The 18,287-nt window shown below is 59.8% G+C and carries 12 protein-coding genes; 11 read left to right on the forward strand and 1 reads right to left on the reverse strand.

From position 1 onward, the window contains the following. Nucleotides 1–1,456: outer membrane protein assembly factor BamA (gene bamA, locus PMI36_RS05720; protein WP_008074764.1), on the forward strand; the 1,456-nt coding region annotated here is incomplete at its 5' end. A gap of 180 nt (nt 1,457–1,636) precedes the next feature. On the opposite strand, the gene PMI36_RS0129855 is transcribed toward bamA, so the two are convergent. After that, nucleotides 1,637–1,867 carry a hypothetical protein gene (locus PMI36_RS0129855; protein ID WP_157214977.1) on the reverse strand — a complete coding sequence of 77 codons (231 nt, stop codon included), beginning with the start codon at nt 1,865–1,867 and terminating at the stop codon, nt 1,637–1,639. Between the two features lie 334 nt (nt 1,868–2,201). Between PMI36_RS0129855 and bcsQ the strand changes: the two genes are divergently transcribed. From bcsQ to PMI36_RS05670, 10 genes are all read left to right on the forward strand, one after another. After that, the gene (gene bcsQ / locus PMI36_RS05715) at nt 2,202–3,326 is read left to right on the forward strand and encodes a cellulose biosynthesis protein BcsQ (protein WP_008074765.1); all 1,125 of its coding nucleotides are present in this window, start codon (nt 2,202–2,204) and stop codon (nt 3,324–3,326) included. Further along, entirely contained in the window at nt 3,323–5,554 is a 2,232-nt protein-coding gene (gene bcsA, locus PMI36_RS05710; RefSeq protein ID WP_008074766.1) for a UDP-forming cellulose synthase catalytic subunit, read from the forward strand. The genes bcsQ and bcsA overlap by 4 nt, the downstream gene beginning before the upstream one ends. Next, nucleotides 5,551–7,854, forward strand: coding sequence for a cellulose biosynthesis cyclic di-GMP-binding regulatory protein BcsB (gene bcsB, locus PMI36_RS05705; RefSeq protein WP_081499302.1), 2,304 nt, complete (start codon nt 5,551–5,553; stop codon nt 7,852–7,854). Before bcsA ends, bcsB begins: the two co-directional genes overlap by 4 nt. Before the next feature lie 7 nt (nt 7,855–7,861). Next, entirely contained in the window at nt 7,862–9,103 is a 1,242-nt protein-coding gene (gene bcsZ, locus PMI36_RS05700; RefSeq protein ID WP_008074769.1) for a cellulose synthase complex periplasmic endoglucanase BcsZ, read from the forward strand. Continuing rightward, nucleotides 9,079–12,939, forward strand: coding sequence for a cellulose biosynthesis protein BcsC (locus PMI36_RS05695; protein WP_008074772.1), 3,861 nt, complete (start codon nt 9,079–9,081; stop codon nt 12,937–12,939). The genes bcsZ and PMI36_RS05695 overlap by 25 nt, the downstream gene beginning before the upstream one ends. Before the next feature lie 17 nt (nt 12,940–12,956). Further along, nucleotides 12,957–13,625, forward strand: a complete 669-nt coding sequence (locus PMI36_RS05690) for an SGNH/GDSL hydrolase family protein (RefSeq protein WP_008074774.1) — start codon at nt 12,957–12,959, stop codon at nt 13,623–13,625. Next, nucleotides 13,622–14,296, forward strand: coding sequence for an alginate O-acetyltransferase AlgF (locus tag PMI36_RS05685; protein ID WP_008074776.1), 675 nt, complete (start codon nt 13,622–13,624; stop codon nt 14,294–14,296). Before PMI36_RS05690 ends, PMI36_RS05685 begins: the two co-directional genes overlap by 4 nt. An 18-nt stretch (nt 14,297–14,314) precedes the next feature. Then, nucleotides 14,315–15,724 (forward strand): MBOAT family O-acyltransferase, encoded by a 1,410-nt coding sequence (locus PMI36_RS05680; RefSeq protein ID WP_008074777.1) that lies wholly within the window; start codon nt 14,315–14,317, stop codon nt 15,722–15,724. After that, entirely contained in the window at nt 15,724–16,884 is a 1,161-nt protein-coding gene (locus PMI36_RS05675) for an alginate O-acetyltransferase AlgX-related protein (protein ID WP_008074779.1), read from the forward strand. The genes PMI36_RS05680 and PMI36_RS05675 overlap by 1 nt, the downstream gene beginning before the upstream one ends. A 138-nt stretch (nt 16,885–17,022) precedes the next feature. Then, the gene (locus tag PMI36_RS05670; protein WP_008074782.1) at nt 17,023–18,039 is read left to right on the forward strand and encodes an AraC family transcriptional regulator; all 1,017 of its coding nucleotides are present in this window, start codon (nt 17,023–17,025) and stop codon (nt 18,037–18,039) included. Nucleotides 18,040–18,287 lie beyond the last annotated feature (248 nt).

An 18,287-nucleotide genomic window follows, 5' to 3' on the forward strand; every position in this document is an offset into this window, starting at 1 on the left:
GTCCGAACTGATCACCCGTCGCCTGGGTAACGAGGGGTACACCTTCGCCAACGTCAACGGAGTGCCGACCCCGCACAATGACGATCACACCCTCGACATCACGTTCGCTGTCGATCCGGGCAAGCGTGCCTACGTGAACCGCATCAACTACCGGGGCAACACCAAGACCGACGACAAAGTACTGCGCCGTGAGATGCGTCAGATGGAAGGTGGCTGGGCTTCGACCTACCTGATCGACCAGTCCAAGACCCGTCTGGAGCGCCTGGGCTTTTTCAAGGAAGTCAACGTCGAAACCCCAGCGGTAGCGGGTGTGGATGACCAGGTAGACGTTAACTACAGCGTTGAAGAGCAGGCGTCCGGTTCGATCACCGCCAGCGTCGGTTTCGCCCAGAGCTCCGGTCTGATCCTCGGTGGTTCGATCACCCAGAACAACTTTCTCGGCACCGGCAACTATGCCAGCCTGGGCCTGACTCGCTCGTCTTACCAAAGCAAGTACAACATCGGCTTCACCGACCCCTACTTCACGCCGGACGGCGTGAGCCTAGGCTACAACCTGTTCTACAACGCCACTGACTACAACGAATATTACGATGACGATTATTCGTACTATTCCATCAATAGCTATGGCGCCGGAACAACCGTCGGCTACCCGATCAATGAAACCTCACGGCTGAGCTTCGGCGCGACAGTGCAACATGACAGCATCGAACCAGGCACCTACAGCGCCGATGAGATCTATGACTTCATCGAACGTGAGGGCAAAGAATTCAACAACCTCAAGGCTAACCTCGGTTGGTCGGAGTCGACCCTGAACCGCAGCGTACTGGCCACCCGCGGCCATTCGCAAAACCTGAACCTGATGATGACAGTGCCCGGCAGCGACCTGAATTTCTACAAGCTTGACTACACCGGGCAAGCCTTCCTCTCGGTTACCGACGCCACCTCGCTGCGGTTCCATACCAAGCTCGGTTACGGCAACAGCTACGGCTCGACAGATGGCCTGCCGTTCTATGAAAACTACACCGCCGGAGGCGAAGGTTCGGTGCGCGGCTTCGAAAGCGGCACCCTCGGCCCGCGCAACACTCCGGCCACTGGCACCTATGCCAGCGCCGGGCAGGCGTATTATTCGGACCGGGACACCGAATCGCTGGGCGGCAACATCCTCATCACCGGCGGCATTGAATACCTGTTTCCGATGCCCTTCATCAAAGACAACAAATCCGTGCGCACTTCGGTGTTCTGGGACGTTGGCAGCGTCTACTCCAACAAATGCCACCTTAGCACCACCCAGGGTTGCGACGGGGTCGACCTCGACCAGATGGCCAGTTCGGTAGGGGTTGGGGTTACTTGGTATAGCCCGTTGGGGCCATTGAGCGCTAACGTGGCATTCCCGGTGCGCACACCAGAAAATGCTGATACACAGGTGTTTCAGTTTTCCTTGGGACAGACGTTTTGAGCTGAGCAATGCAGGCCTGGGTGGATGCATCTCAACGCATGCAGTTGAGGTATGGCCGTCGGGGTTCCATTTTGCGTAGGTGCGACGCTGGCCCTCCACTTCAAATGTAAAGTCACCATTTCCTTGAACGAAAAATTGGAGCGTGGGGTGTGCCTCCACCAGCACCTCCAACAAGGCCGTTTACGCCTCGAAGCGCAGCTTAAGCTCTCGCGCTGCGTGCACTTGATCCAGTAACACATGGGTCACTTGATAAGGCGTGCTGATTTTCAGCTGTAGCCCGACGGAAAGTTTCTTTGCAACTTTACGCCGTCTGACATCCGCGACTGCCGTCGCCTTATCCGAAATAAATACTTTTTGAACCGTCACTATTCCTTCAAACACTTCAGTCAACTTACTTAATACATAAGCCAATATAAATCATCAAAGGCGATGAACACTCACACCCATCGCCTCGGAAATTATTTATTCCGATAAATACACCCATTACCCATCACCACATCACACAGCCACCGAACCGTCATTATTAGACGCACTCTAACACTCCACACTTTCCACGAATAACATAACATCTTAATAACACTCAAATTAACACTAACAGGTCTCGCTGACTTTTTATAACAATCATTGACACCCAGACGCCGGCACCCTAGATTAATGGCACTCTGCCAACGCCAAGACGACACATCAACTTTGTTAAGTTAATGGAATGCTGAGTTTCTGAGTTATTTCATTCCTGGTACAACGCATGAAATATGTTGACGACATTACAAAACTCTTTACACGTTTTGGCGCCAATGCGCAGAGTTACCAGGAAATACAACCAAACTATAAAGATTTCAAAGACGACCCGGTTACACCTGTACTGGCTGAGCCAGAATCGTCGGAGGCCTTGTCTCCCCCAACATCAACACTCCCTGTGTTTTTACTGGACGAGGCACAGCCTTCTTTATTGCTTGGCGCGCCCAAATCCCCTCCCCTGACCGAGCCACCTGCGAGTTCTGCTACGGGTGACCGTCAGCGATTGAGCGACCTGTTGCGTGAACTCAATCAGGTTCGTCGAGACGGTCTGCCAGAAACGACTCGCAAGCGGACCAAGGCGAAGGTCATTGCTATCGTTTCGGCGAACGGTGGGGTGGGTAAAAGCACCGTCGCCGCTGGCCTGGCAAAAACACTTCGGCGCCCTGGCGGGCGCACCATCGCGATTGATCTGGACCCTCAGAACGCGCTGTCCAGCCACTTGGGTATCACCCGGCAGGTTCCCGGGCTGATCCAGCTCAAAGAGCAAGGCGCAGACTGGGACGCTCATCGCCTGCCGGGCTTTCGCGACAGTGAGTGCCTGCCCTTCGGCACTGGCGAGATGAACGATCGCCGCTTGCTCAGGCAGTTGATGCTTGAAGATTCTGACTGGTTGAATCAGCACCTTGCGTCAATGAATCTCAGCGAAAACGATACCGTGATCCTGGACACGCCTTCGGGTGCGACCGTCTATTCGCAACAGGCACTCGACGCCGCCGATCTGGTGCTGGTGATGACGGTCGCCGACGCGGCTTCCTACCTGGCACTGGACACCATGACCCAGTGGCTGGAAACCACCCGACGACGCGCGCAGCGGCACCGGTATGTGCTCAACCAACGGGATGACTCGCGCTCGTTCAGCAGGGACATGGGCGTGCTGTTTGTGCGACGGCTCGGCGCTGACCTGATCGGGACGATTCGTCTCGATCACCAGTTCAACGAGTCGCTGGCTTATGGTCGGGACCTCTTCCAGTACGCACCTGAGAGCATTGGCTGTCAGGACATTCTGTCGCTGTCCGGCGCGGTCCGTGCCCTGCTTTTCGCGGATGCTACCAGCCAGCAGGGCACGCCATGACCGCCCAGCTGAATCAGCTACCTGCAAAGACGTGGTGGTTGCAGGGGCTACTGGATACTTTCCAGGATCGCGTCAGTCGATGGCCCGTGCGTTGGCGCCAAGGCCTGAAGATCTCAGCCGGGCTGATCGCGGCATTGTTGGTGCTGGGTATCCTCACTGCACCGCTGAATCTGTATTCCCAGGCCACGTTTGCCGCCGTCTGTTTTGCCGCCAGCCTGGTCATCCGCAAACAAGCCGGGCGCCTGGCGATCCTGACACTGATCACCCTCTCGCTGATCGCTTCGTTGCGTTACATGTACTGGCGCCTGACCGACACCCTGAACTTCGACAACTGGCAGGATGCCGTATTTGGCTACGGGCTGGTGCTGGCCGAACTGTATGCCTTGCTCGTCCTGGTCTTCGGCTATGTACAGACCGCCTGGCCGTTGCACCGAAAACCGCAGTTTCTGCAACAACCGCCCGCAGAATGGCCGACGGTAGACGTCTTCATTCCCACCTATAACGAAGCATTGGGCATCGTCAAACTGGTGGTGCTCGCCGCTCAAGCCATTGACTGGCCCGAGGGCAAACTGCGGGTGCACATGCTCGATGACGGACGCCGGGAGGAATTCAAGGTTTTCTGTGAGCAGATTGGTGTCAACTACATCACCCGCGACAACAATCAACATGCCAAGGCCGGCAACCTCAATGAGGCACTCAAAGTCACCGATGGCGAGTTCATTGCCATATTCGACGCCGACCACGTGCCCACCCGCTCCTTCCTGCAGATCACCATGGGCTGGTTTTTAAAGGACCCGAACCTGGCGTTGCTGCAAACGCCGCACTTTTTCTATTCACCCGATCCGTTCGAAAAAAACCTCGATACCTTTCGCTCGGTGCCCAATGAAGGCGAGCTGTTCTACGGCCTGGTGCAGGACGGCAACGACCTGTGGAACGCGGCCTTCTTCTGTGGCTCGTGCGCGGTCATCCGCCGGACTCATTTGCTGGAAGTCGGCGGCATCGCCACCGAAACCGTGACCGAGGATGCGCACACGGCACTCAAGCTCAATCGCCGTGGTTTCAATACCGCTTACCTCGCCGTTCCACAAGCGGCGGGACTGGCCACCGAAAGCCTTTCCCGACACATCAGCCAACGCATACGCTGGGCGCGGGGCATGGCGCAGATTTTTCGGACCGACAATCCGTTGTTTGGCAAAGGACTGAACCTGGGGCAGCGCATCTGCTACCTCAACGCCATGATGCACTTTTTCTACAGCCTGCCCCGCCTGGTGTTCTTGACCGCCCCCTTGGCCTACCTGCTTTTCGACGCGCAGATTTTCCATGCCTCGGCATTGATGGTCACGGTCTATGTACTGCCGCATATTTTCCATTCCAGCCTGACCAACTCCAGCATCCAGGGGCGCTTCCGCCATTCCTTCTGGAACGAAGTGTATGAGTCGGTATTGGCCTGGTACATCATGCGACCGGTGCTGTTGGCCCTGATCAGCCCTTCGCTGGGCAAATTCAACGTAACCGACAAGGGCGGCACCCTCGAAAAGGACTATTTCAACTGGAAGCTCGCGCGGCCTTATATCGTCTTGCTGACCTTGAACATGATCGGTCTGGCGATCGGCGTGGTGAAACTGATCGGGAGTGATTCGGCCGAGGCCACTACCCTGCTGATCAACCTGGCCTGGACCGTGTACAACATCGTCATCGTCAGCACCGCTGTGGCGGTGGCCACTGAGTCCTCTCAGGTGCGCAACGAACCCAGAGTGCCCGCGGATCTGCCCGTGCGCGTCTATCGCGAAGACGGCACCTGGTTCGATTGCGTAACCCGGGACTTCTCACAAAACGGCGTGGGTCTGGTACTGCCACCGCAGGTTCTGCTCAGCGTCAACGAGAAGCTATGGCTCTGCATTCTGCGCACACCGCCCTCAAGCCTCTTTCCCGCAAAAACGGTCTTCAGCAACGACAACGTGGCGGGCGTGCAATTCGAGGCTTTGACCCTGCGCCAGCAAAGCGAGCTGGTGCGACTGACCTTTTCACGGGCCGATACCTGGGCCAACACGTGGGGTAACGGCCGCCTCGACGCGCCAATGTCGGCGTTGCGCGAGGTCAGCAGCATTGGCTTTCGCGCCATCCTGCGCTTGTTCGTTGCAACCCTAAAGGACAGCCAGGCGCTGCTGCGCAAACGCCCGGACACTCCATCACCTATCGACTCCACCGCGGACACGCAACGATCTTGAAGCCTTCCACTCGCCGGACCTTTCTTCCTCGTCGCTCACTCATCCTGATCACCTGCTCGCTAGTGGGCTGGAGCGGCTGGGCATTGAGTGCTGCCGCCCAAATCAACGCCACAGAGCCGGCGATGGTGCCGGTCACAGCGTTGCCCGGGACCGATGCCCCGGGCAACAGCTATACCCGCACCCTCAAGGAGCTGGGCAAAAGCTATTCGATGACCCTTAAAGGCGTGGAGGCCACCGACAGTGTGAACTTCGATGTGCGCGCCGATGAAGTCGTCACGGCGGCGCAGGTCACGCTGCAGTACAGCTACTCACCGGCGCTGCTGGCTGACCTTTCGCAGATCAATGTGCTGGTCAACGATCAAGTGGCCGCCAGCCTGCCCCTGCCGAAGGAAGAAGCCGGTAAATTGCAGACCCGGACCGTGCAGATTCCGCCGCAGACCATCACCGAATTCAACCGGCTCAGCCTGCAGTTCATCGGTCACTACACGATGCAATGTGAAGACCCTTTGCACTCCAGCTTGTGGGCCCGGATCGGCAACGAGAGCCAGCTGAGCCTCCAGGTGTCCTCGATTAAACAGCCCAACGACCTGTCCGCCCTGCCGCTGCCCTTGTTCGATCGTCGAGACGCCTCGCCCCTGAAGCTGCCCTTCGTGTTCGCCACGCGCCCCGGCGGCCCTGAGCTTGAGGCCGCCGGTATCCTGTCGTCCTGGTTCGGCGCCCTGGCCAGCTACCGCGGCGCAACCTTCCCCGCCAGCCTCACCAGCCTGCCGGCCAAAGGCAACGCCGTGGTGTTTGTCAGCGGCAGCGAATCAACGACCATGAGTGGCTTACCGATCAAAGAGGCCACGGGGCCGACATTGACACTCGTGAGCAACCCGAATGATGCTCAGGGCAAACTGTTGATCGTCTCCGGGCGCGATGGCGCCGATCTCAAGGTCGCCGCGACTGCGCTTGCCCTCGGTGGCTCGGCCTTTTCCGGGCAGAGCGTAGTGATCGACCGGATCGACTCGCTCAAGCCACGCCGACCGTATGACGCGCCTAACTGGCTGCCCTCCGATCGCCCGGTTCGCCTGGGTGAACTGGCGAAGCCCGCAGAACTCAATGTGTCGGGTTATAACCCGGGGCAAATGACGGTTGCGCTGCGCTTGCCACCCGACCTGTTCAACTGGCGTGAGCCCGGTGCGCAACTTGACTTGAAATACCGCTATACGCCGCAACCGGTCTCCACCAATTCCTCGTTGCTGGTCAACTTCAACGACACCTTCATCAAGTCGATCGATCTGCCTTCTATCGAGAAACTCGGCAACAGCGACAGCCTGCTGGCGATGCTCAAAACCGATGACAGCCTGGCCCGTACGTCGCGCATGCTGTTGCCGCTCAATTCCGTAGCGCTGCAATCACGCCTGCAATTTCGCTTCATGTATGACTACATCAAACAGGGCGAATGCCGCGACATCATCATCGACAACATGCGCGGTGTGATCGACCCGGACTCGACCCTGGACCTCAGCCAATACGAACATTTCATGGCCATGCCCAACCTCGGGGTGTTCAAGGACAGTGGCTTCCCGTTCACTCGCATGGCCGACCTCTCTGAAACCTCGGTAATCCTGCCCAACGAGCCAGGTCCGGCCGATCTGAGCGCCTATCTGACCCTGCTGGGCCGCTTCGGCGACTCCACCGGTTATCCGGCCACCGGCGTGAAGGTGGTCCACGCCGACCAGGTGGCCGAGCAAAGCGACCGGGATTTGCTGGTACTCGCCTCGGGCAACAATCAGCCGCTGCTTGCGCAATGGCAAAGCCTGCTGCCGGCCAAGGGCGAAGAGGCTGCGCAGTACTTTGAACTGTCTGACCTGCCCTTGCGTGTACGCAACTGGATCAGCCCGGATACGAAAACCAATCTGCGTGAAGCGCGCAGCAGCTTCAGGTTTACCGCTGACGACGGCAGTGCTTATTTGACCGGATTCGAATCGCCGCTCAAGAGTGGCCGCAGTGTGGTGTTTATCGCCAGCGCAAGGCCCAACGGCTTGGCCGACGTAACCAACGCCCTGCTCAGCAGCGAAGAAAACGCCCGCGAGTTGCAAGGCAGTCTGGTGGTGGTCAGGGGCAAGCATGTCGAGTCGCTGGTCGCCGAGCAGGATTACTACGTCGGGAGCCTGGGCCCATTGCGCTATCTGCAGTGGTACCTCTCGCAAAACGTAATGGCGCTCATGCTGTTCACGCTCCTCGGGATTCTGCTGCTTGCTTCAATGGCCTACCTGGCCCTGCGCTTACGGGCCAAACGTCGTCTTGGTCAATGAGCCGCGCATGCCTGTGTCGTCCATGAGCCGCCGAGGTGTTTCACTTCGCCAGTGCCTGCGCGGTAACACGCGCAGGTTGGGCGCCGTGCTTGCGCTTGCCCTGCTGACGCCTGCGATAGCGGCCGGGAAATCCTGTGAGTCGCCAGCCTGGCCACTGTGGCAAACCTATGCAACGCGCTTCGTCCAGGCCGACGGCCGGGTTCTGGAGTCGAGCCAGGAAAACAATCACAGCACCTCTGAAGGGCAGTCCTACGGCATGCTCTTCGCACTGATCGGCAACGATCAGCCACGCTTTGACAAACTCTGGCGCTGGACCTCAGCCAACCTCGCAGGCTCCGCCACCGCCACACGCCTGCCGGGCTGGTTATGGGGGCAAGGCACGGACGGTCAGTGGCGCCTGCAAGACGCCAATTCGGCCGCCGACGCCGACCTGTGGATCGCCTACGCCTTGCTCGAAGCCGCACGCCTGTGGCATCGGCCGGACTATCACCAGGACGCCCTGCACCTGATGGCGACAATTGAAGCGCAATTGGTCGTCAAGCTGCCCGGGCTGGGCCCGATGGTGATGCCTGGACCACAGGGCTTCGTCCAGCCGGACGCTCTCTGGCGCCTGAATCCCAGCTACCTGCCACTGCCACTGTTACGGCGGTTGGCCAAGGAAGTCCCATCGGGACCCTGGCAAGCGATTGCCCACAACACCGCGACGATGATTGCCCAATCCAGCCGCCACGGTTTCGTCGCTGACTGGGTCGGTTATCAAGGCACGTCAGCGCAATCGGGTGCCTTCACAAGCGACCCGATCCACGGCGACACGGGCAGCTACGATGCCATTCGCGTGTACCTCTGGCTGGGCATGAGTGATACCTCTGGACCGCCGGCAGCGCTCCTGCTCAAACGGCTGGACGGCATGGCCCGCAGCACTGTCGCAACGGGTTCCCCCCCGGAAACAGTCCAGGTTCTCCATGGCACTGTTCAGGGTCAGAGCCCGTTCGGATTCTGGGCTGCACTGATTCCCTACCTTGAGACCAAGGGCCAACCCGGGTTGGCCGATCAGCAACGACGCCGCGTGGAGCTCGCCTTGCACGAGGCACTGGCCAGGCCTGATGCCGACGCCGGTCCGCCGCGTTACTACAACTTCATGCTCAGCCTGTTCGCCCTCGGATGGGCAGATAAACATTACCGATTCCGGGAAGACGGAACGCTGAAACTCTCCTGGGAGACCGCATGCACGCGCACCACCGCACGCTAGCCATCGCCGTCATGAGCGCATGGACGGCCGCTGCACACGCTCAAAGTCCGACACCACAGGCATTACTCGTCGAGCAAGGGCAGTACTGGCAGTTGCACAACAACCCTCAACGCGCTGCGGAAGTCTGGCTCAAAGTCCTGCTGTTGGACCCGGCCCAGGTTGACGCACTGTATGGCCTGGGCTTGATTGGCGTGCAACAGGGCAAGCCACAACAGGCGCAGCAATACCTCGCCCGCTTGCAGGCCATCCAGCCAGCGCCTCGGCAGGCACTGCAATTGACGCAGGACATCAGCGTGGCCCAACCGCAGAACCAGCAGCGTCTGGAAGAGGCTCGGCGCCTCGTCGATGCCGGTGAGCGTGACAAGGCAACTGCAGTGTTTCGCTCGCTGTTCGATGGCCGTCCACCTCAAGGTACGATCGGCCGCGAGTATTACAACAACCTTGCCTTCAATCAGGCTGACTGGGCTGAAGCACGCAGCGGATTTCAGCGCCTGCAACGCGAGATGCCCAACGACTCGATCGTCGCGCTGTTTTACGCCAAGCATCTGGTGCGCCGTGAAGACAGCCGTGCCGAGGGCATCCGCGCCCTGGCCGCGCTGACCCAGCGTGCCGACATTGCCGGTGATGCCGACGAAAGCTGGCGCCTGGCGCTGACCTGGATCGGTCCGCCCAATCCGGCACAAGTGCCGTTGTTCGAGGCGTACCTCAAGACGCATCCGGATGACGTGGAAATCCGGGCGCAGATGAACAAGGGCAAGCAACAGGTGGCAACGACGGCCAGCAAGGAATGGCAACCGCCCGCCGAAGTCGCGCGCGGCCTGAAGGCGCTCAAAGAAGGCGATCAGGCCACCGCCGAACAGGCTTTTCAAGCGCGCTTGAAGACCCGGCCCGATGATGCTGACGCACTGGGTGGCCTTGGGGTTATTCGCCAGCAGCAACACCGACTGGCCGAAGCGGAAAAGCTCTTGAGTCAGGCCACACGACAAAACGACGGCAGCCGCTGGCAAGTCGCGCTGAACGAAGTGCGCTACTGGTCAGCATTGCAGCAGGCCCGAGACGCCCAAGCCAAAGGCCAGACAGCTCAGGCGCAGGTCTTGGTCAACCAGGCGCTGCGGCTCAATCCAAACGGGGTAGATGCTCGCCTCGCCCTGGCGGATATTCAGGCCAGCGCGGGCCAGTTCGATGACGCTCTGCGCAACTATCGGCAGATTTTGAACCAGCGCCGCGACGACCCTCAAGCACAGGAAGGGCTGGTCAATGTGCTGCTCAAGAGCGGCAAGAACGATGAAGCCCTGCAACTGATCAACAGCCTGCCCGCCACCGGACAGGCAAAGATCGGCCAGTCCGCACGCCTGCAAGCCTTGCGCGCGACGCAACTGGCCGCCCTCGCCGAACAACGCAACGACCTGCCCGCTGCACGCAACGCCCTGCAAGACGCGCTGCGCGTTGAGCCGGACAACATCTGGACACGTTTCGCCCTGGCCCGCCTGAACCTGGCGATGGGCGAACCGCAAAAGGCTCAGGACCTGATCAACGCCATGCTCCAGGCCCGCCCCGACAATGCCGATGCGCTATACGTCAGCGCCTTGCTGTCGGTGCAGATGGGTGAGTGGAAAGCTGCCCAGACAACGTTGGGACGCTTGCGCCCCGACCAGCGCACCCCGGACATGGACGCGCTGGCCGCTGATGTCAGCCTCAACCTGCAACTGCACCAGGCGATCGAGTTGGGCAAACGCGGACAGCGCCAGGAAGCCCTGACCTTGCTCGATCGTATTCAGCCGACGGCCAACAACAGTCCAGATCGCACGGCGAGCCTGGCCTCGGCGTATGTCGACATTGGCGAGCCAACCCGTGCGCTGGCCCTCATGCGCGGCCAGTTGCAAAACACCACGGCGCCCTCGGCGGACTTCATCCTGCAATACGCCGCGGTCCTGCTTAAAACCGGAGAAGACGCACAGGTCAACGAGATTCTGCGCGACCTTCAGAACAGGCCCTTGAACGCGCCGGCTCGCAAGCGTTTCGACGACCTGCTCTATCGCTATCGCATCCGCCAGGCTGACCAGTTGCGTGAACGAGGCAATCTGGCCAGCGCTTATGACACGCTAGCGCCCGCACTGGCACAACGTCCCGGTGACAGCGCGGCCGTCGCGGCATTGGCGCGGATGTACTCGGCCAACGGCGACACGGCAAAAGCCCTCGAACTCTACAAACCACTGTTACAACGTCAGCCAAACGACCCACAACTGCTGTTGGGTGCCGCCGACGCGGCGGTGTTGGCACAGGACACGGCCTTTGCCGAACAGGCACTGCAACAGCTGCTCAAGACTGAATCCGGCAACCCTCAAACACTGACAGAGGCCGCCCGCCGCTACCAGAACATGGGCCAGACCGGCACGGCGACCGATCTGCTGCGCAAAGCGGTGGCCATTGAACAGAGCGAGAAACGCAGGAGCCAGGGAGGCCAACTGGCCGGCTCGTCGGTGGCGCCCAACCCTTTTGCCGGGATTTCGGGTCCACGTAGCGAGGTCAGTCGCGACACCTTGCTGGCAGCGATCCCGCCACCGGTTCAGGAGATGCCGGGCAGCGTGAGGTCTCACACCCCTTTTGGCATCGACGCCCCGCCAAGGCCACAGCAGGCAAGCAATCGATTCGAGTCGCAGCTGCCGCGCGCAGCACTGGTGAGCGAGGACATCAGCCCCGCGCAACTGGCGCTGAATAAAATCCTTCAGGAGCGCAGTGCCTACGTCACTCAGGGCGTGAGCATTCGCAGCAACAACAGTGAGTCGGGGTTGAGCAAACTGACCGATGTTGAAACACCGCTGGAAATCAATATCCCGCTGGATGAAAGCCGCGTCGCCCTGCGCGTGACGCCCGTCTCGCTGAACGCCGGCAGTGTCAGCGGCGATGCACTGTCGCGCTTTGGTAGCGGTGCGCAGAGCGACGGCGTCGGCTCGCAAAAAGCCGAGGGTGTCGGCCTTTCCGTCGCTATTCAACGGCCTGCGGATGGGTTCAAAGCTGATCTGGGTACCACCCCGCTCGGCTTCAAATACACCACCGCCACTGGCGGCATCAGCATTGATCGCCCGGTGAGCGACTCTTCTAATGTCCGTTACGGCGTGAGCGTTTCCCGGCGTCCAGTGACTGACAGCGTCACCTCGTTTGCCGGCACCACGGACAAACGCAGCGGGCAGTCCTGGGGCGGCGTGACCGCCAACGGCGGGCGTGGCCAGTTGAGCTTTGACGACAATGAAGTCGGCGTCTATGGCTACGCCTCCTGGCACCAGCTGTTGGGCAACCATGTCGAGTCCAACAACCGCAGTGAGCTGGGCAGCGGTGTCTACTGGTACCTGCAAAATGCGACGGACAGCAAGCTGACCGTCGGCCTGAGCATGACCGGCATCAGCTACGCCAACAATCAGGACTATTTCACCTACGGCCACGGCGGCTATTTCAGCCCGCAGACGTTCTTCGCCCTGGGCGTGCCAGTGACTTGGGCACAACGCACCGGACGCTTGACGTATCAAGTCAAGGGCTCGGTCGGCGTGCAGCATTTCGAGCAGGACAGCGCTGACTATTTCCCCAACGACAAAGCCCTGCAAGCGGCCTCGGGCCTGCGCTACGAAGGGCAAAACAAAACCGGGATCGGCTACAGCGTCGCCGCGGCGGCTGAATACAAGGTCGCTTCGAACTTCCTGCTGGGCGCCAATCTGGGCCTGGACAACGCTCATGACTACCAACAGGTCAGCGGTGCCCTGTCTTTGCGCTACCAGTTCGAAGACATCAGCGGCCCCATGAGCCTGCCGGTCAGCCCGTATACCTCGCCTTATTCCAACTGATCATTCTGGAGCTTTCGATGCCCACTTCTGCCCTTGCCGGCCTGTCCCTCCTTGTTCTTGGGGAGAGCCACATGAGCCTCGCGGACCATTTGCTGGAGCCGCTGCACGACAACCTGACTCGCCAAGGCGCCCTGGTTCATTCCATCGGTGCCTGCGGTGCCAGCGCCAGCGACTGGCTGATCAGCAAAAAGGTCGACTGCGGCGCCGAGCGCAAAGGCAACGACAAAATCGTGATCAAAGGGCGCGAGGCAACCACCACACCGATCCAGGACCTGATCGCCGCCGACAAACCCGACCTGGTGGTACTGGTCATCGGCGACACCATGGCGTCCTATGACAAGCCAGTGTTTCCGAAGGCCTGGGCATGGCAAAGCGTCACCGGACTGGCCAAGGCCATCGCGGCCACCGGGACCCGTTGCGCCTGGGTGGGCCCGGCCTGGGGCAAGGCCGGTGGCATGTACCAGAAGAATGATGCCCGCACCCAGTTGATGTCGCAGTTTTTGGCCGCGAACGTGGCGCCTTGCACCTACATCGATTCGCTGACGCTTTCCAAACCCGGGCAGTGGATCACCACCGATGGGCAGCACTTCACCGTCGCCGGTTATCAAGCATGGGGCGCTGCGATTGGCGGTGCGTTGGCCAAACTGCCCGCCAACACCGTCAGCAGCACAGGAGCCGGCAAATGACCCGATTCGCATGTGGCTGGGCGCTGTTCGCGCCCTTGATGCTGAGCTTGCACGCCCAGGCCGCCGACATTGCCCTGTACCCGACGGGCCCGGATCAGGACTCGGCCTTCCTGCGCTTTATCAACGCCGCCGACCGCCCCTTGCAGCTGCTGGCCGAAGGCTCGCGGGCCAGCCTCAAACTGGAAGGCTCGAATGCCGTGTCCGACTACCTGCCCGTCCCCGCCAACCAACCGATCAAGGGCACCCTGGAACGCAACGGCAAAAGCCAGCCGCTGGACATCCAGGTGGCAGCAGGCGAATTCGCCAGCGTGATCGCTTTGCCAGACAGCGCTCAAGGTATTCGCCAGGTCGTCATCCGTGAGCAACCCGACGACTTCAATAGCCTGAGAGCCTCGCTGGCGTTTATCAGCGCCGACCCGGCGTGCGCCCAGGCCGGTTTGCGCGTTGCGGGGAAGAACGCCGACCTGTTCAAGGAGGTGGCCGACGGCAGCGTGCAACGCCGAGCGATCAACCCGGTCAGCCTGTCGGTTCAATTGGTCTGCGCCCAAACCAACGTCGGTGCCCCGCTTGACTTGGGCCAGCTCAAGGCCGGCGAGCGCTACAGCGTTGTGCTGCTACCTGGCGCAAAGGGTCCGCACCTGTTGCTCGCGACTGACGTCCTGGCCCACTGATCGGATCGCGCCACCACCATGGTTTTTGCCTCTCTCGAGTTTCTGACGTTGTTCCTGCCGCTGTTCTTGTGCACTTATGCAGTGTGCCCAGCCGCCTGGCGCAACGTCACGCTACTGATCGGCAGCTGGCTGTTCTATGGCTGGTTGAGCCCCCGGTTCCTCGCAGTGCATATGATGCTGACGATCACGGCGTGGGCCGGCGGCTTGCTGATTGACGCCTTGCGGGAAAAAGGCAAGGGCCGCGTGCGGCTACTGGTGATGCTGATCGTGCTCAACACGGCGGTGCTGTGCTGGTACAAGTACGCCAACATCGTCGCCGGCACGTTGATCGATGCCGTCACCTGGTATGGCGCCATGCCGCTGGACTGGCAGCGGGTCATCATGCCGGCGGGGCTATCGTTTATCGTATTGCAGGCGATTTCCTATCTGGTGGATGTACACCGCCGCACCGTGCCGGTTGAACGCAGCTTCATCAATTACGCCACCTATATCTCGATGTTCGGCCATTCGGTCGCCGGCCCTATCATTCGCTATGACTGGGTTCGGCGTGAGCTGAATCAGCGTCACTTCAACCTGCAGAATTTCTCGCTGGGCGCACGCCGGTTCATGGTCGGGATGAGCATGAAGGTGCTGGTGGCCGACACCCTGTCGCCGGTGGTCGATGTGGCGTTCAGTTTGCCAAACCCCAGCTTCTCCGACGCCTGGGTTGGCTGCCTTGCCTATTCCCTGCAACTGTTCTTCGACTTCGCCGGCTACAGTGCCATGGCGATTGGGCTGGGGCTGATGCTGGGTTTTCACTTTCCCGAGAACTTCGACCGTCCGTATCTGGCCAACAGCATCCAGGACTTCTGGCGTCGTTGGCACCTGTCGCTGTCCAGCTGGTTACGTGACTATCTGTATATTTCGCTGGGTGGCAATCGCAACGGCACCTGGAAAACCTATCGCAACCTGTTCCTGATCATGGCCATCGCCGGCCTCTGGCACGGTGGCGATAGCTGGAATTATCTGCTGTGGGGCAGCGCCCATGGCATTGCGTTGTGTGTGAATCGCGCCTGGACCCGCTCTACACTGCCCCCGATATCGCCGGTGCTTTCCCATGGGCTGACACTGCTATTCGTCTGCCTGGCCTGGACACTGTTCCGCGCCCCCGACTTTCACAGCGCGCTACGCCTGTATGCCGGGCAGTTCGGCCTGCAGGGCATCGCCCTCGGTGACGAACTGTCCGCGACCCTGCGCCCGGTACACGGCCTTGCGGGCTTGCTGGGTGTGTTCGGAATCGTCGCACCGCTGCTGCGCCCTTACTGTGAGAAACAACTGGGCGGCATTGCGTTTTACACCGCCGCCCTTTGGCCCATCGCCGGTTTAATGCTGTCGTTCGCACTGATCGCCAGTCGCGAAACCGTACCCTTCCTGTACTTCCAATTCTGATGACGAACCTAAAGCACACCCCGCCCCCCACTCCGCCAGATGATCTGGCGACACGCAGCAGTCGGTTGGCAGGCGTGGCGCTGCTGATATTCCTGTTCGTCGGACTGCTGTCCTCTGGCCGTCTGATTGTCTCAGGGCAAATCTCGCTACCCGATAAAGTGCTGCCCCCGCAGATTCTTGACGGCGATATCACGCATCGGATCGCCAAGGAACTGTCGAACGCTCAACTCCCCACGACCTTCGCCGAGCTGGAGCGCGGTGCCAGTTGGCTGCTCCTCGGTGACACCGGGCCGAGGGTTCGCTCGGGTTGTCCTGACTGGTTGTTTTTGGCCGATGAGCTCAAGGTCAATGATCAAGCGCAGCGCAATGCCGATGCCAAAGTCCAGGCAGTGATTGATCTGAAGCAGCAGCTCTCCCAACGTGACATCAGCCTGCTGGTGGTCATCGTTCCAGACAAGAGCCGCATCGCTTCCGGGCAGCGTTGCGCACTGCACCGTCCAGCCGTTCTCGAAGGGCGCATCCAGACCTGGGCCTCGAAATTAGACGGGGCTGGCGTATCGAATCTGGACCTCACCGGTGCGCTGACACCACTGGGGGCCAGTGCCTGGTTGCGCACCGATACGCACTGGAGCGAATCCGGTGCGAAGGCGGCGGCCGATGCCATCACCCAGCGCCTGAAGACCCTGGGCATCAGCGCAACGCCACGCAGGTCGTTCAACGAAAGTCATGCCCCGCTCGCGGTACGACCTGGCGATCTGGTCCATCTGGCGGGCATCGACTGGCTGCCGCTCAACTGGCAACCCGCACCCGAAATGGTCGCCCAAACCAACACCCACGAACGTCCCGTTACGTCAGCCGACAGCCCTGATTCTGAAGCAGACCTCTTTGGCGATGCCGACCTCCCCAACACCGCGCTCATCGGCACTTCGTTCTCGCGCAACTCCAACTTCGCAGGGTTTCTGCAGCAGGCACTGGGCGCCCCCGTGGGTAACTTCGCCAAAGACGGCGGAGCGTTCTCTGGCGCGGCAAACAGCTACCTCAACAACCCGGCCTTCAAAGAAACGCCGCCCAAGCAAATCATTTGGGAGATCCCGGAGCGGGACCTGCAGACGGCTTACATCGACCCCATTGCCTCTGATTTTAAAGTCACCAGCGAGTAGTTGACGCCTTCTGGTACGTGACGAGCAATGGTCAAAGCCATCAGCTTGCATGAGCGTTTGGGCCAAAAAATCGTCTCGCTGGCGAGATAACTGCGCAAGCAATACAGTGAGTAACGGTCACACATCCACGGAGAACTTATGGCGAACATCCTGGACAAAGGAACAACGTCAATCTCACTGGTGCATGAAGCTCTTCATAGCGCTAAGCAACGAGGCATGGATCTGGCCCTTGCACTAGCAAATGCGGACATTGACCCTCAATTGCTTGATGCCCCAAGAGCTAGAGTTTCAGCTGTTTCTTTTGCTCGTCTGTGGGTGGAGCTGGCAGACCTGCTGGATGACGAGTTTTTTGGCATTGATAGTCATCCAATGCGTCGAGGCAGCTTCAAACTGATGTGTCACGCGCTACTCGATTGCTCAACCTTGGGACAGGCTTTACCTCGGATGCTCTCGTTCTTGCGGTTGGTACTCGATGACATTCATGGCGAGCTACACGTCAAGAAAGACCAAGCGTTTATCGTCCTGCAGGATCAGGGGATATTGCGACGACTGTTTGCTTACGGCACCTGGTTTATCTTGGTACATGGCCTGTCATGCTGGCTTGTAAACCAGCGAATTCCATTGCAGACGCTCAGTTTCAGTGCTCCAAAGCCCGACGACGAAAGCGACTACCGAATGCGTTTTTGTGAGGATATTCAATACGATGCGTCAACGACCGCTGTGAGCTTTGACAAAAAATTCCTGGACATGAAAATTGCGCAGTCGACCACAACCCTTAGCGCGTTTCTAAAAGAATCCCCTGCCAGTCTTTTGGTGAAGTATCGCAACGACGACAGTATCAGCGCACAGATAAGACGACACTTGCGAGGGCTGAGCCCAGACAAATGGCCCGAACGGGATGACCTGGCACTTGTGCTGCGCATGTCCAACTCGACACTTCAGCGCCGGCTGCAGTCAGAGGGCACCCATTATCAGAATCTCAAGGACGATCTGCGTCGCGACATAGCCATTGATCTGCTCTCGCGTGGAGATATGACGGTTACGGAAGTCGCGGCAGAAACCGGCTTCCAGGAAACCAGCGCCTTTCATCGAGCGTTCAAGAAATGGACAGGCGTCAATCCAGGTGCCTATCGACGCCATCATTTAGATGAGTGAAGTCCACCAAGTGGCAAACTCGCTCTACTCCCACGCGTATTAGCCGCTAGCCAGGAGCTCGTCCCTGGCATTCGCTATCCCCCCTGTCCTCACACCGCAGCTGGTTCACTCGGCGCTCTTGCGACATGCCCAAACAGCTCACATAAGTTGGTGCGGCCAGGCATGGGCGGCGCCAAATCGCCTACCTAGAATGACCGCAAATGGCTTCCCTACGAACGCCAGTCGCTAGAGGTCAACAATTCCAGAAT

Origin of the sequence: Pseudomonas sp. GM79 (genome assembly GCF_000282495.1) — a bacterium.
Classification (GTDB): domain Bacteria; phylum Pseudomonadota; class Gammaproteobacteria; order Pseudomonadales; family Pseudomonadaceae; genus Aquipseudomonas.

Coding starts and splice junctions, on each gene's coding strand:
- PMI36_RS05695 (WP_008074772.1), top strand. CDS start 9,079: ATGCACGCGCACCACCGCACGCTAGCCATCGCCGTCATGAGCGCATGG.
- PMI36_RS05685 (WP_008074776.1), top strand. CDS start 13,622: ATGACCCGATTCGCATGTGGCTGGGCGCTGTTCGCGCCCTTGATGCTG.
- PMI36_RS05680 (WP_008074777.1), top strand. CDS start 14,315: ATGGTTTTTGCCTCTCTCGAGTTTCTGACGTTGTTCCTGCCGCTGTTC.
- PMI36_RS05670 (WP_008074782.1), top strand. CDS start 17,023: ATGGCGAACATCCTGGACAAAGGAACAACGTCAATCTCACTGGTGCAT.
- bcsZ (WP_008074769.1), top strand. CDS start 7,862: ATGCCTGTGTCGTCCATGAGCCGCCGAGGTGTTTCACTTCGCCAGTGC.
- PMI36_RS05690 (WP_008074774.1), top strand. CDS start 12,957: ATGCCCACTTCTGCCCTTGCCGGCCTGTCCCTCCTTGTTCTTGGGGAG.
- bcsA (WP_008074766.1), top strand. CDS start 3,323: ATGACCGCCCAGCTGAATCAGCTACCTGCAAAGACGTGGTGGTTGCAG.
- PMI36_RS05675 (WP_008074779.1), top strand. CDS start 15,724: ATGACGAACCTAAAGCACACCCCGCCCCCCACTCCGCCAGATGATCTG.
- bcsQ (WP_008074765.1), top strand. CDS start 2,202: ATGAAATATGTTGACGACATTACAAAACTCTTTACACGTTTTGGCGCC.